Below are 12,955 nucleotides of genomic sequence, written 5' to 3' on the forward strand. Positions count from 1 at the left end.
AGCCCGTCGGGACCTCCCGGCGGGCTTCTTGGCTGATGCCGCGAATGACGCGGGCTTATCGAGTTCCTCGCCGCCGTTGCGGCGTGCTTCCAGCAAGTTAACTAGCCTGTAGAACTCGCACGGAGATGTCCGGAGCGTGGCGCGCCGGTTGTGGCGAGCCGGCTGACGGCAGGCGCCCTGGATCCGGCGGTCAAGGAGACGATGATGGCAGCAGCAGCGCGGTTCACAGTGGTGGGCGGCGGTCTCGCCGGGCTGATGACGACGATCAAGCTCGCGGAGGCGGGCCACCAGGTGGATGTGCTCTCGCTCGTCCCGGTGAAGCGCTCTCACTCGGTCTGCGCGCAGGGAGGCATCAACGGCGCGGTGAACACCAAGGGAGAGGGTGACCACCCGGAGATCCACGTCAAGGACACGCTGCGCGGCGGCGACTTCCTGGCCGAGCAGATCTCCGTGAAGGGCATGTGCTACGCGGCCCCCGGCATCATCTACCTGCTGGACCGCATGGGCGTGACGTTCAACCGCACGCCGGAGGGCCTGCTGGACTTCCGCCGCTTCGGCGGCACGCTGCACCACCGCACGGCCTTCGCCGGCGCGACGACGGGCCAGCAGCTGCTCTACGCGTTGGACGAGCAGGTCCGCCGCTACGAGGCCGAGGGCAAGGTCACCAAGTACGAGTACTGGGAGTGGCTCGGCACCGTGAAGGACGAGGGCGGCCGCTGCATCGGCAGCGTGGCCGTGGACCTCAGGACCATGGAGATCCGCACCTTCCCGGCGGAGGCCGTGTGCCTCGCCACGGGTGGTCCGGGCATCGTCTTCGGCCGCTCCACCAACTCCGTCATCAACACCGGCACCGCCGCGGGTCGCGCCTACATGGAGGGCGCCATCTACGCCAACGGCGAGTTCATCCAGGTGCACCCGACGTCGATTCCGGGCGAGGACAAGCTGCGCCTGATGAGCGAGTCGGTGCGCGGCGAGGGTGGCCGCGTCTGGGTGCCTCGCAAGAAGGGTGACACGCGCGGCCCCCGGGACATCCCGGAGAGCGAGCGCTGGTACTTCCTCGAGGAGAAGTATCCCAAGTACAAGAACCTGGTCCCCCGCGATGTCGCCACGCGCGAGATCTTCATGGTCTGCCGCGACCTGGGCCTGGGCATCGGCGGGCGCGACGGCGTGTACCTGGACGTCACGCACATCCCGGCCAAGACGCTCGACGCCAAGATCAAGGGCGTGATGGAGATCTACGAGAAGTTCGTCGGAGATGATCCGCGCGTCACGCCGATGGTCATCTTCCCGGGCATGCACTACTCGATGGGCGGCCTGTACGTGCAGTTCGAGGCCGACTCGAAGACGCTCACGCCGCTCGAGGGCAGCCCCAAGAACCAGTCCACCAACATCCCGGGCCTGTACGCCGCGGGCGAGGCGGACTACGCGTTCCACGGCGGCAACCGCCTGGGCGCCAACTCGCTGCTCTCCTGCATCTACTCGGGGATGATCGGCGGCCCGGCCATGGCGTCCTTCGCCAAGAGCCAGACGACGAGCGCGGCGGCGATGCCGGAGAAGTTCTTCCAGGACGCCAAGCGCTACTGGGAGGACCGGTTCACGACCATCAAGAAGATGTCGGGCCCGGAGAACCCGTACGGCCTGGCGCAGGAGCTGGGCGACGTGATGACGGAGAACTGCACCGTCGTCCGCTACAACGATCGCCTGAAGAAGACGGTGGAGAAGGTCCGCGAGCTCAAGGGCCGCTGGAAGAACGTCAACGTGCTGGACACGGGCAACTCGTCCAACCGCTCGATGTCGTTCGTCAACCAGCTCTGGAACATGCTGGAGCTGGGCGAGGTCATCGCCACGAGCGCGCTGCTCCGTGACGAGAGCCGCGGCGCGCACTACAAGCCGGACTTCTCGCTGCCCGAGCCGAAGACGAAGGACCCGAACGACGATCCGTCCTGGATGGCGCTGTGGCAGGCGCGCCACGACAAGTGGGCGAAGACGACCATCGCGAAGTACGCGGAGCAGGGGCCGAACATCTCCTACGAGGATGTGCCGACGCCCGTGCTCAAGCCCGAGCCGCGCTGGTACGCGTAAGGCACCGGGGAACTTTCTGGGCGGGCCCGTGGCAGGTCGCGCGGGCCCCCGTAACTGACTTGGAAGCGAAGGGTCGAGCGACATGGACACCGCACAGGCAGGCGCCGTCAGCAGCCAAACCATCTCCTTCCGCATCTGGCGGCAGGATGATCCGAACCAGCCGGGCCACTACGAGGAGTTCAAGGTCCCCTATCGCAAGGGCGCCAACGTCATCTCGTGCCTGATGGAGATCCAGCGCAACCCCGTCACCGTGGAGGGCAAGAAGGTGCCGCCGGTGATCTGGGACGCCGCGTGCCTCGAGGAGGTCTGTGGCAGCTGCGCGATGAACATCAACGGCCGCGTGCGCATGGCCTGCTCGGCGCTCATCGACAAGCTGGAGCAGCCGATCACGCTGGAGCCCATGAGCAAGTTCCCCGTGGTCCGGGACCTGGCCGTGGACCGCAGCCGCATGTTCGACGCCCTCAAGAAGGTGAAGGGCTGGATCCCCACGGACGGCACGCACAACCTGGGCCCCGGTCCGCGTCAGTCGCCGGGCGACCAGTCCACCATGTACGTGCTGTCCACGTGCATCACGTGCGGCAGCTGCCTGGAGGCGTGCCCGCAGGTGACCATGGGCAACGACTTCGTGGGCGCCGCGGCCATCAGCCAGGCCCGCCTGTTCAACATGAACCCCACGGGCAAGCTCAACTCCGAGGAGCGCGTGCGCTCGCTCATGGGCCCCGGCGGCGTGCAGGACTGCGGCAAGGCGCAGAACTGCGTGAAGGTCTGCCCGAAGGAGATTCCGCTCACCACCTCCATCGCGCTGATGAACCGTCAGGTGACCAAGCTGGTCATCAAGGACCTCTTCTCGCAGGAGGAGGAGAAGAAGGGCCACAGCGGTCCAGGGTGATACGGGCGCGCGAGCGCCTCGCCGTCTCCTCGGCCCCGCTCCGGTCTCCCTCGTGGAGCCCGGGCGGGGCTGTTGACGTTTCTGGGACACAGGCGCGCTGAAGGGCGCCTCATCTGCCCGGACATTCCTGATTATCAGCGGTCCACACCGTGCCGCACCGCGGTGCCTGTCGGGTCAAACGGCCTTGCCATCCGTCGGTTTCTGCGCAATGAGGGCCACGCGCTTGACGCCTGTAAGGGGTCGTCCCCCTCGTCTCCACATGGAGCCTCGATGAAGATCCACGAGTACCAGGGCAAGGAAATCTTCCGGAAGTACGGCGTGCCCACGCCGAAGGGAATCCTCGCGCTCTCGCCCAACGACGCGGAGGCCGCGGCGAAGACGCTCGGCACGCCCGTCGTGGTGGTGAAGGCCCAGATCCACGCCGGTGGTCGTGGCAAGGGCGGCGGCGTGAAGCTCGCCAAGAGCCCCGCCGAGGCGAAGGAGCTGGCCAAGCAGATGCTTGGCATGAAGCTCAAGACCATCCAGACCGGCCCCGAGGGCCAGACGGTCCACAAGGTCTATGTCGAGCAGGGTCTCGACATCGGCCAGGAGCTGTACCTGGGCGTGACGCTCGACCGCGCCACCAGCCGCGTCACCTTCATGGCGTCCCGCGAGGGCGGCGTGGAGATCGAGGAAGTGGCGGAGAAGCACCCCGAGAAGATCCTCCGCGAGACGGTGGACCCGGCGGTGGGCTTCCTGGACTTCCAGGGCCGCAAGATGGCCTTCGGCCTGGGCCTGACGGGCCCGACGGTGACGAAGTTCGTCCAGTTCTGCTCCGCGCTCTACAAGATGTTCGTGGAGACGGACGCGTCGCTGGTGGAGATCAACCCGCTGGTCATCCTGAAGGATGGCGGCGTGGTGGCGCTCGACGCGAAGGTGACCTTCGACGAGAACGCGCTCTATCGGCACAAGGACCTGCTGGAGTACCGCGACCTCGCCGAGGAAGAGGCGCGCGAGACGCAGGCCAAGGAGTGGGACCTGGCGTACATCGCGCTCGATGGCAACATCGGCTGCATGGTGAACGGCGCCGGTCTGGCCATGGCCACCATGGACACCATCAAGCTGGTGGGCGGTGAGCCGGCCAACTTCCTGGACGTGGGCGGCGGCGCGACGAAGGAGAAGGTGACGGCGGCCTTCAAGCTCATCCTGGCCGACCCCGCGGTGAAGGCGGTGCTGGTCAACATCTTCGGCGGCATCATGAAGTGCGACGTCATCGCCGAGGGCATCATCGCCGCGGCGAAGGAGGTCCAGCTGAAGGTCCCGCTCGTGGTGCGCCTGGAAGGCACCAACGTGGAGCTGGGCAAGCAGCTGCTCAGCAACTCCGGCCTCGCCATCACCCCGGCGGACAACCTGCGTCAGGCGGCCGAGAAGGCCGTCTCCGCGCTGAAGTAGTCCGCGCGCTTCATTGCCCACACTTTAAGGAGCGCCATGAGCATCCTCGTCAACGAAAACACGAAGGTCCTCTGCCAGGGCATCACCGGCTCGGCGGGCTCGTTCCACTCGAAGCAGATGCTGGAGTACGGCACGAAGCTCGTGGCCGGCGTGACGCCGGGCAAGGGCGGTACCCAGTTCGAGGGCAAGGTTCCCGTGTATGACACGGTCGCCGACGCCGTGAAGCAGACGGGCGCGAACACGTCCGTCATCTTCGTCCCGCCCCCGTTCGCCGCGGACTCCATCATGGAGGCCGCCGACGCGGGCGTGTCCCTCATCATCACGATCACCGAGGGCATCCCCGTCCTCGACATGGTGCGCGCCAAGCGCTACCTGCAGGGCAAGCCGGGCGTGCGCCTCATCGGCCCGAACTGTCCTGGCGTGATCACGCCCGGCGCCAAGTGCAAGATCGGCATCATGCCGGGCCACATCCACAAGGCGGGCCGCATCGGCGTGGTGTCGCGCTCGGGCACGCTGACGTACGAGGCCGTGCACCAGCTCACCCAGCTGGGCCTGGGCCAGTCGACGGCCGTGGGCATCGGCGGAGACCCGGTCAACGGCACCGACTTCGTGGACGTGCTGAAGCTGTTCCAGGCGGATCCGGACACGGACGCCGTCATCATGATTGGTGAGATCGGCGGCAGCGCCGAGGAGGCGGGCGCGGAGTACGTGGCCCGCGAGTTCACCAAGCCCATCGCCGGCTTCATCGCCGGCCAGTCGGCGCCTCCGGGCAAGCGCATGGGCCACGCCGGCGCCATCATCTCCGGCGGCAAGGGCACGGCGACGGAGAAGATCAAGGCGATGGAGGCCGCGGGCATCCTGATGGCCGCCAGCCCCGCCGAGCTGGGCACCACCCTCCAGGAGGCCGTCAAGCGCGGCCCCCCGAAGCGCTAACACCCCTCAAGGGACAAAGGAGCCAATCACATGGCCATCGAGCGTACGCTGTCCATCATCAAGCCGGACGGTCTGCAGAAGGGCGTCATCGGGAAGATCATCAGCCGCTTCGAGGAGAAGGGTCTGAAGCCGGTCGCCATCCGGCTCCAGCAGCTCTCCCAGAAGGAGGCCGAGGGCTTCTACGCGGTCCACAAGGCCCGGCCCTTCTTCAAGGACCTGGTGCAGTTCATGATCTCCGGCCCCGTCGTCCTGATGGTGCTCGAGGGCGAGAACGCCGTCCTGGGCAACCGCGACATCATGGGCGCCACCAACCCGGCGCAGGCGGCCGAGGGCACCATCCGCAAGGACTTCGCCACCAGCATCGACCAGAACACGGTCCACGGCTCCGACAGCCTGGAGAACGCGAAGAACGAGATCGCGTACTTCTTCCGGGAGACGGAGATCCAGCCGTACGAGTACACCGCCAAGAAGTAGGCGACAGGGCCCCTCGGGGCTCCTGACCCGCGGCCCGGTGTCGGCACCCGTCAAAGGGGCTGGCCCGGGCCGTTGGTTTTCGGGCGGGACGGTGTGGGGATGCGTAGGGTTGGGGGAGGGGAGTGCGTTCCCAGGTCGACCAGGCGGCCGGTGCCTCCTTTGACACCTCGACCCCAGGTGTGGGAAGGGACGCCCCCGGGCCCCCCGTTTCACTGCGCGACGACGATGACCGAGACCTCCGCCACCGCCACTCTTCCCGTCACGGAGCCCCTGCCGGCGCCCGCTCCCGCGAAGCTCGTGGACGTGGCCAGCCTGTCCATGGAGGGGCTCACCCGCTTCGTCACCGAGCAGCTGGGCGAGCGCGCGTTCCGTGCCCCGCAGATGTACCGCTGGCTGCACCAGCGCGGCGCCACCTCGTTCGACGAGATGACGGACCTGTCCAAGGCCTTCCGCGAGAAGCTCAAGGCCGCCGCGGAGATCATCCCGCTGGTGAAGGACTTGGAGCAGCGCAGCATCGACGGCACCATCAAGTACCGGTGGAAGACGCGCGACGGGCGCTACATCGAGTCCGTCTACATGCCCTCCGAGGACCGCCGCACGCTGTGCGTGTCCACCCAGGTGGGCTGCGCCATGGCCTGCGGCTTCTGCATGACGGGCACCATGGGGCTCAAGCGCAACCTGACGCCCAGCGAGATCGTGGCGCAGGTGCACGCGGTGAACCGCGAGGTCCGTAAGAACGAGGGCCACGAGACGCTGCGCCCCTTGAGCAACCTCGTGTTCATGGGCATGGGCGAGCCCCTGCACAACTTCGAGAACCTCAAGACGGCGCTCGCCATCCTCCAGTCCGGGGACGGGCCCAACTTCAGCCACCGGCACATCACCGTCTCCACCGTCGGCCTCGTTCCCATGATCGAGCGCTTCGGCAAGGAGACGGACGTGAAGCTGGCGATTTCGCTCAACGCCAGCACGGATGAGCAGCGCAGCAAGACGATGCCCGTCAACCGCAAGTGGAACATCGCCGCGTTGTTGGACGCGTGCCGCAAGTTCCCGCTGCGCCAGGGCCGCCGCATCACCTTCGAGTACGTGCTCATCCAGGGCTTCAACGACAGCGATGAGGACGCGCACCGGCTCATCCAGCTGCTCAAGGGAATTCCGGCGAAGGTCAACCTGATTCCCTACAACGAGAACCCCGGCCTGGGGTTCCAGACGACCGCGGAAGAGCGGGCGGAGCAGTTCCGGGCCATCCTGTCGGACGGCCACGTGGCCGCCTACATCCGGAAGAATCGGGGCCGGGACATCGCGGGGGCTTGCGGGCAGCTCGCGAATCGTGGTGAGGCCACTCCGGCCGAAAGCACGACATAAAGTCCCGAGCTTCCTTGACAATCCCGCGGGTGCGGCGTTAAGAGCGCCACCCCGTTTACATCGTCGTTTCCTGTTCGCTGGAGTACTCCATGGCCGTCGTCCTCCGTCTTGCCCGCGCGGGCGCCAAGCACAAGCCCTACTACCACGTGGTCGCCACCGACTCCCGCAACCCCCGGGATGGCAAGTTCATCGAGGCCGTCGGCGCGTACGACCCGACCGTGAGCCCCCCGAAGGTGGAGTTCAACGAGGAGCGGCTGAACTACTGGCTGAAGACGGGCGCGACGCCCTCCGAGACGGTCGCGGACCTCATCAAGGTCAACGCGAAGGCCGTCAAGCCCACCCCCGCGGCTTGATCCGCGACCGGCTTTACTGAGCGGACGTGGAGCAACTCCTCACGTATCTGGCGCGGGCCCTGGTCGATCAACCTGACCAGGTGGGCCTGCGCATCTCCGAGGCGGACGGCGCGCGGCTCTATGAGCTGAAGGTCGCCCCCGAGGATGTCGGCAAGGTCATCGGCCGTGACGGGCGCACCGTGAACGCCCTCCGGACGCTGCTCAACGCCGCGGCCCAGAAGTCTGGCCAGAAGGTCCGACTGGAGATCCTGGACGACCGCCGCAACGCCGCTGGCGCCCCGCCCGCCACCGCACCGGACGCGTCGCGGTGACGCAGAAGCCCCTGCTGGAGCTGGGCTTCATCTCTCGCGCGCACGGGCTGCGGGGCGAGCTGGCGGTGCGCCCGTTTGATCCGGGTTCGCAGACGCTCTCCACCGTGGACCGGGTCCGCATCCGCACCCGTGCGGGCGTGGAGAAGGACCTGGTGTTGGAGTCCCTGCGCCCCACGCCGAAGGAGGACATCGTCGCCTTCGAGGGCGTGGAGTCCCGCACGGAGGCCGAGGGGCTGGTGGGCTCCACGGTGTTCGTGTTCCGCGAGGACCTGGAGCAGCCCGAGGAGGGCGAGTTCTTCCAGGGCGACCTGCTGGGCCTGTCCGCCGTGGACGAGGCGGGGACGCCGCTGGGCAAGGTGGAGGAGATCTGGGCCACCGGTGAAGTGCCCAACCTCGTGATCCGCGCCGCGGGCCGGCAGGAGCTGGTGGTGCCGTTCGCGGACGAGTTCGTCCCGACGGTGGACATCGCGGGCCAGCGCATCGTGATCCGTCCTCCGGAGTACGTGGAGGTCGGCCGGCGCGACGCCGACAAGGATGCCCCGGACGGGTCCGAGTCGTGAGCCCGCCGTATCCGGTGGAGCTGCTCACGCTGTTCCCGGGGATGGTGTCCGGCTACCTGGGCGCGAGCATCCTCGGCAAGGCCCAGGAGAAGGGCCTCCTGTCCGCCACCGTGACGGACATCCGCGAGTACGCCGAGGGCAAGCACCGTGTCACCGACGACGCGCCCTACGGCGGCGGTGCGGGCATGGTGATGAAGCCAGAGCCGCTGGTCGCCGCGATCAGCGCCGCGCGGGCCCGGCTGCCCGGCGCGAAGGTGCTCCTGATGAGCCCTCGCGGGACGACCTTCACCCAGGTCACCGCGCGCGAGCTGGTGGCGCACACCGCCGGGCTGATCCTGGTCTGCGGCCGCTACGAGGGCGTGGACGAGCGGGTGATGAGCCACCTGGACGGCGAGCTGTCGCTGGGGGACTTCGTGCTCACCGGCGGGGAGATCGCCGCGATGGCGGTGGTGGACGCGGTGGCGCGCCTGGTGCCTGGGGTGCTGGGCAACGTGGCGTCCTCGGTGTCGGAGAGCTTCGAGGAGGGGACGCTGGAGCATCCTCAGTACACCCGTCCGCCCGTGTTCCAGGGCGTCGAGGTGCCGGCGGCCCTCCAGTCCGGAGACCACGCTCGCATCGCCCGGTGGCGCCGGTGGAAGTCGCTGGTGCTCACGCGCGAGCGACGGCCGGACCTGTTCGCTCGCATCACCCTGTCCAAGGCCGACGAGAAACTGCTGGCCCGACGGGAGGAAGAGCTGTAACCCTGGGGGTTCTTTGGGAGTCGGGTCACAGCGGGCTTGTCCGACACCGCTCTCTCTGCTAGTACGGCCCGCTCTTTCACGCGTTCTCATCGCGTCAGCTTTCGCTTCACTGGAGTCCGAAATGCGTAACGCCGCCATTCAGCACGTCGAGGCCAAGTACCTGCGCCAGGACGTCACCTCGTTCCGTCCTGGTGACTCCGTGCGCGTCTTCTGGAAGGTGAAGGAGGGCGAGAAGGAGCGCGTTCAGGCGTTCGAGGGCACCGTCATCCGGAAGACCTCGGGCAGCCACCGCGCCATGTTCACCGTGCGCAAGATGTCCTTCGGCGTCGGCGTCGAGCGCATCTTCCCGCTGCACAGCCCCCGCTACGAGAAGATCGAGGTCCTCTCGCGCGGCCGCGTGAACCGCAGCCGTCTGTTCTACCTCCGCAACCTCAAGGGCAAGGCCGCCCGCGTGGACGTGCAGGAGGAGGCGGACGCGACCCAGGGTAAGGCTGCCAAGGCCGCCAAGGCCTGATCGCCTGAGTCCTCGTTGGCCTCCGGGCCATCGTGAGAAGGAGCGTCCGATACCGGGCGCTCCTTTTTTCATTCGCGCTAACATGGGCGAGCCATGCAATTCGTCGAGGTCGCCGTCCAGAATGTCCGGGGATTCACTCCCGCGGGCCGCTTCGCGCTGAAAGCCGGGTACCTCGTCCTCAAGCCGCCCTCGGCGGAGGCGAGTCCCTTCGCGGGCGTGCTGCTCGCGCTGCTCTACGCCGACGGGCGGGGCGGGGATGCCTCCTTCATCGCGCCGGGCGCGAAGTCCGGCAAGGCCGCGCTGACCTTCGTGGGCGTCGATGGCGCCACGTACCGCGTGCTGCGCGAGCTGGGTGGATCCGGGACGCTGCACCGGATGAACAAGACGACGCAGCAGCCGGAGCTGGTGTCGTCGGACGCCTCGGAGATGAACCAGTTCCTGCGGGGGCAGGTGGGCTTGCCGCCGCGCACGAGCTTCGAGCAGCTCTACTGCCTGCAGCCGGGGCATATGCCGTCGCGGCGCCCGCGCAAGGCCGCGGCGAAGGCGGTGGATCCGAAGACCTCCGGCAAGTTCCCCTCGCTGGCGAACGCGTCCTCGGTGGCCGCCGCGGAGGACATCCCGGCGGCGGAGGCGAAGGTGCGCGCGCTCGAGGCGGAGCTCGTCTCCGCGCGCGAGGTGGATCAGCTCCAGTTCAAGGTGGATGGGCTGTCGTCGCAGATCTTCGACGCGGACCAGCGGCTCAAGGGCACCGAGGGCCTCAAGGTGGCCATCCACGAGGCGGAGAACGCGTGGCGGGCCGCTCCGACGCCCCAGACGCTCGGGCTGCCCCAGGACATCCTCAACCGCGTGCAGCGCTTCCCCAAGGCGATGTCCCGGCGAGACGAGGCCCTGAATCGGCTGGGCGCGGACCGTGACGCGGACGCGGCGGACGTGCCGGACGCGGTGGAGCCGCTGACGCAGGACCGCATGTTCTGGGTGGGCATCGCGGTGGGCGTGCTGTTCCTCGGGCTGTCCTTGGGCCTGGGGCTCGGTGTGCACCGCGCGTTCCGCTACCTGGCGCTCCTGGACATCCCGGCCTTCGGCTTCGCCGCCTTCGTGGCGTTGCGCTACGTGGACGAGCTCCAGCGCGCCTCGCGCAAGGGCAGCAAGGAGGGGCGCTTCGACGCGCGCGAGAAGAAGATCCACGAGGAGTTCGAGGCCGAGGCCGCGCCGGTGCGCATGGCGCAGAAGGCGCTCGGCGTGGAGAGCCTGGACGAGATTCCCGCGGCGCTCGAGCGCAAGGAGCTGCTGGCCGCGCGGGTGGTGGAGCTGAAGGATCAGCTCGCGGGCGTGGAGGCCGACCCGGAGTTCGTGGCCGCGTCCACCCAGCGCCAGACGCTCAAGGAGCAGATGGACGCGCTCAACGCGGAGCTGACGCGCAAGGGCTCCTACGTGCGCGACATGCGCGAGGTGGAGCGTGAGCTGGGGCGCGTGAAGGAGTCCATCACCCTGGCCAAGGCCCCGCCCGCGCCGGTGACGACCGCGGATGGCTCGCCCGCGCCGGTGGAGCCGCTCGAGGACCCGTCTCCGGCCGTGCTGTCCCAGGCGGCGGACATCTTCACCACGGACGTGGTGAGCGTGCAGGGGATGCTCAAGGAGCGCTGCGTGCAGTACCTCACCGCGCTCACGGACCGCCGCTACCAGGGCGTCGAGTGGGACAAGGAGGGGCGGGCCTTCGCGCTCACCTCGGGGCGCCGCGTGCCGGTGGGCGAGCTGCCGCCGAAGGACCTGGACCTCTACTACCTGGCGCTGCGGATGACGGTGGTGGAGAAGGGGAGCGCGCGAGTGAAGCGGCCCTTCATCCTGGAGGATGTCTTCTCGGGCATGGACGAGGTGAAGCTGCCGCTCATCGCCCGCATGCTCAAGCACCTGGGCACGCTCACGCAGGTGGTCCACGTCACACCACACCCCGGCTTCGCCCAGATGTCGGACGGCACGGTTAACGTGTAGTCCGAGGTAGCGGGTGCCCTCCATGGGGGAGGGCGGGGGAGTGGGGGCGGGATGGGGCGTGGGGTGCGGCGGGAGTATGGGGACGAGGCGGAGGCGGCGGCGGTGCGGTACCTGGAGGAGCGAGGCTGGCGCGTGCGAGCCCGCAACTGGCTCTGTCGTTACGGCGAGCTGGACGTGGTGGCCGAGCGCGAGGAGCTGCTGTGCTTCGTGGAGGTGCGGATGCGCTCCTCGGCCGTGTGGGGAGACCCGGCGCACACCGTGTCGTTCGCGAAGCAGCGTCGGGTGGTGAAGGCCGCGCTGCACTATCTCTTCGCGCATGAGCTCCAGGGGCGGATGATGCGCTTCGATGTGATAGCCGTCGTCGGGCGCGGCGAGCGGGCCACCGTGGAGCACATTCCCGGCGCCTTCGATGCGGGCATGTGAGGGAAGGCATGGCTGGAACGCTGTACCTGGTGGCCACGCCCATCGGGAACCTGGGTGACATCACGACACGCGCGCTGGAGACGCTCCGCGCGGTGCGCTTCATCGCTTGCGAGGACACGCGGCACTCGCGCGTGCTGCTCGACCACTTCGGCATCGGCGGGAAGGACCTGGTGAGCCTGCCCGCGTTCGCGGAGGGGCAGCGCGCCGGGCGCATCCTGGACCGGCTCGTGGAGGGCGAGGACTGCGCGCTCATCACGGACGCGGGCAGTCCCGCCATCAGCGACCCGGGTGAGCGGCTGGTGGCGGAGGCGCTGGAGCGGGGGTTGACGGTGGTTCCCGTGCCAGGTGCCACGGCGCTCGTGGCGGCGCTGAGCGCCTCGGGGCTGCCCACGGGCCGCTTCCACTTCCTGGGCTTCCTTCCGCGCAAGGGGCCGGAGCGGCGGGCCATGCTGGAGGAGGTGGCCTCGCTGTCCGCCACGCTGGTGCTCTACGAGTCCCCCCGTCGCCTGGGCGAGACGCTCCAGGACCTCCAGGAGGCGTGGGGCGACCGTCGGGCGTGCGTGGCGCGCGAGCTGACGAAGCTGCACGAGGAGTTCGTCCGCGCGCCGCTGTCGGAGCTCTCGGCGCGCTACGCGACGGAGGAGGCCCGGGGCGAGGTGGTGGTGTTGGTGGAGGGCCGCACCGGGGAGCGGCGCTGGTCCGAGGAGGAGCTGCGCCGGGGGCTCGAGGACGGGCTCGCGCGAGGCGAGAAGCTCAAGCCCTTGAGCACGGAGCTGGCGCGCCGGGCGGGGTGGTCGGGACAGGACGTGTACCGACTCGGGTTGTCGCTGAAGAAGTAGGTACTCCAGAACCGGGAGGCGCGTGCTCGAGGCCCGCGTCTCCCGGGGACTGCCC

The 12,955-nt window shown here is 68.6% G+C and carries 14 protein-coding genes; all 14 read left to right on the top strand.

Annotation, left to right across the window (positions count from 1 at the left end; genetic code table 11):
* Positions 1 to 204 precede the first annotated feature (204 nt).
* The 14 genes from sdhA (at position 205) to rsmI (ending at position 12,900) form a co-directional block, all read left to right on the top strand.
* On the top strand, positions 205 to 2,082 hold the full coding sequence (sdhA, locus tag LXT21_RS16045; RefSeq protein ID WP_323394569.1) for a succinate dehydrogenase flavoprotein subunit: 1,878 nt from the start codon (positions 205 to 207) through the stop codon (positions 2,080 to 2,082).
* Between the two features lie 82 nt (positions 2,083 to 2,164).
* On the top strand, positions 2,165 to 2,971 hold the full coding sequence (sdhB, locus tag LXT21_RS16050; protein WP_254039007.1) for a succinate dehydrogenase iron-sulfur subunit: 807 nt from the start codon (positions 2,165 to 2,167) through the stop codon (positions 2,969 to 2,971).
* 270 nt (positions 2,972 to 3,241) lie between these two features.
* A complete protein-coding gene (gene sucC, locus LXT21_RS16055) occupies positions 3,242 to 4,402 on the top strand; it encodes an ADP-forming succinate--CoA ligase subunit beta (RefSeq protein WP_254039008.1) in 1,161 nt (386 codons plus the stop codon).
* A 36-nt stretch (positions 4,403 to 4,438) separates the two neighbouring features.
* Complete coding sequence (sucD, locus tag LXT21_RS16060) at positions 4,439 to 5,335, top strand: succinate--CoA ligase subunit alpha (protein ID WP_046714050.1); 897 nt, start codon at positions 4,439 to 4,441, stop codon at positions 5,333 to 5,335.
* Between the two features lie 30 nt (positions 5,336 to 5,365).
* Entirely contained in the window at positions 5,366 to 5,809 is a 444-nt protein-coding gene (gene ndk, locus LXT21_RS16065) for a nucleoside-diphosphate kinase (protein ID WP_046714049.1), read from the top strand.
* Positions 5,810 to 6,034: 225 nt separating this feature from the next.
* On the top strand, positions 6,035 to 7,171 hold the full coding sequence (rlmN, locus tag LXT21_RS16070) for a 23S rRNA (adenine(2503)-C(2))-methyltransferase RlmN (protein WP_254039009.1): 1,137 nt from the start codon (positions 6,035 to 6,037) through the stop codon (positions 7,169 to 7,171).
* An 89-nt stretch (positions 7,172 to 7,260) separates the two neighbouring features.
* Positions 7,261 to 7,524, top strand: coding sequence for a 30S ribosomal protein S16 (rpsP, locus tag LXT21_RS16075; protein WP_254039010.1), 264 nt, complete (start codon positions 7,261 to 7,263; stop codon positions 7,522 to 7,524).
* Between the two features lie 26 nt (positions 7,525 to 7,550).
* Complete coding sequence (locus tag LXT21_RS16080; protein ID WP_254039011.1) at positions 7,551 to 7,835, top strand: KH domain-containing protein; 285 nt, start codon at positions 7,551 to 7,553, stop codon at positions 7,833 to 7,835.
* On the top strand, positions 7,832 to 8,395 hold the full coding sequence (gene rimM, locus LXT21_RS16085; RefSeq protein ID WP_254039012.1) for a ribosome maturation factor RimM: 564 nt from the start codon (positions 7,832 to 7,834) through the stop codon (positions 8,393 to 8,395). The genes LXT21_RS16080 and rimM overlap by 4 nt, the downstream gene beginning before the upstream one ends.
* Positions 8,392 to 9,135 (top strand): tRNA (guanosine(37)-N1)-methyltransferase TrmD, encoded by a 744-nt coding sequence (gene trmD, locus LXT21_RS16090; protein WP_254039013.1) that lies wholly within the window; start codon positions 8,392 to 8,394, stop codon positions 9,133 to 9,135. Before rimM ends, trmD begins: the two co-directional genes overlap by 4 nt.
* 121 nt (positions 9,136 to 9,256) lie before the next feature.
* On the top strand, positions 9,257 to 9,649 hold the full coding sequence (rplS, locus tag LXT21_RS16095) for a 50S ribosomal protein L19 (RefSeq protein ID WP_254039014.1): 393 nt from the start codon (positions 9,257 to 9,259) through the stop codon (positions 9,647 to 9,649).
* Positions 9,650 to 9,742: 93 nt separating this feature from the next.
* Positions 9,743 to 11,638: an AAA family ATPase gene (locus LXT21_RS16100; protein WP_254039015.1), complete on the top strand. Its 1,896-nt coding sequence runs from the start codon at positions 9,743 to 9,745 to the stop codon at positions 11,636 to 11,638.
* 51 nt (positions 11,639 to 11,689) lie between these two features.
* Positions 11,690 to 12,061, top strand: a complete 372-nt coding sequence (locus LXT21_RS16105; protein WP_254039016.1) for a YraN family protein — start codon at positions 11,690 to 11,692, stop codon at positions 12,059 to 12,061.
* Positions 12,062 to 12,069: 8 nt separating this feature from the next.
* Positions 12,070 to 12,900 (top strand): 16S rRNA (cytidine(1402)-2'-O)-methyltransferase, encoded by an 831-nt coding sequence (rsmI, locus tag LXT21_RS16110; protein ID WP_254039017.1) that lies wholly within the window; start codon positions 12,070 to 12,072, stop codon positions 12,898 to 12,900.
* The last annotated feature ends 55 nt before the right edge of the window (positions 12,901 to 12,955 follow it).

This window comes from Myxococcus guangdongensis (genome assembly GCF_024198255.1).
Lineage (GTDB): Bacteria > Myxococcota > Myxococcia > Myxococcales > Myxococcaceae > Myxococcus > Myxococcus guangdongensis.

Coding starts and splice junctions, on each gene's coding strand:
- sucC (WP_254039008.1), top strand. CDS start 3,242: ATGAAGATCCACGAGTACCAGGGCAAGGAAATCTTCCGGAAGTACGGC.
- rplS (WP_254039014.1), top strand. CDS start 9,257: ATGCGTAACGCCGCCATTCAGCACGTCGAGGCCAAGTACCTGCGCCAG.
- sucD (WP_046714050.1), top strand. CDS start 4,439: ATGAGCATCCTCGTCAACGAAAACACGAAGGTCCTCTGCCAGGGCATC.
- ndk (WP_046714049.1), top strand. CDS start 5,366: ATGGCCATCGAGCGTACGCTGTCCATCATCAAGCCGGACGGTCTGCAG.
- LXT21_RS16105 (WP_254039016.1), top strand. CDS start 11,690: ATGGGGCGTGGGGTGCGGCGGGAGTATGGGGACGAGGCGGAGGCGGCG.
- sdhB (WP_254039007.1), top strand. CDS start 2,165: ATGGACACCGCACAGGCAGGCGCCGTCAGCAGCCAAACCATCTCCTTC.
- LXT21_RS16100 (WP_254039015.1), top strand. CDS start 9,743: ATGCAATTCGTCGAGGTCGCCGTCCAGAATGTCCGGGGATTCACTCCC.
- rpsP (WP_254039010.1), top strand. CDS start 7,261: ATGGCCGTCGTCCTCCGTCTTGCCCGCGCGGGCGCCAAGCACAAGCCC.
- rlmN (WP_254039009.1), top strand. CDS start 6,035: ATGACCGAGACCTCCGCCACCGCCACTCTTCCCGTCACGGAGCCCCTG.
- sdhA (WP_323394569.1), top strand. CDS start 205: ATGGCAGCAGCAGCGCGGTTCACAGTGGTGGGCGGCGGTCTCGCCGGG.
- rsmI (WP_254039017.1), top strand. CDS start 12,070: ATGGCTGGAACGCTGTACCTGGTGGCCACGCCCATCGGGAACCTGGGT.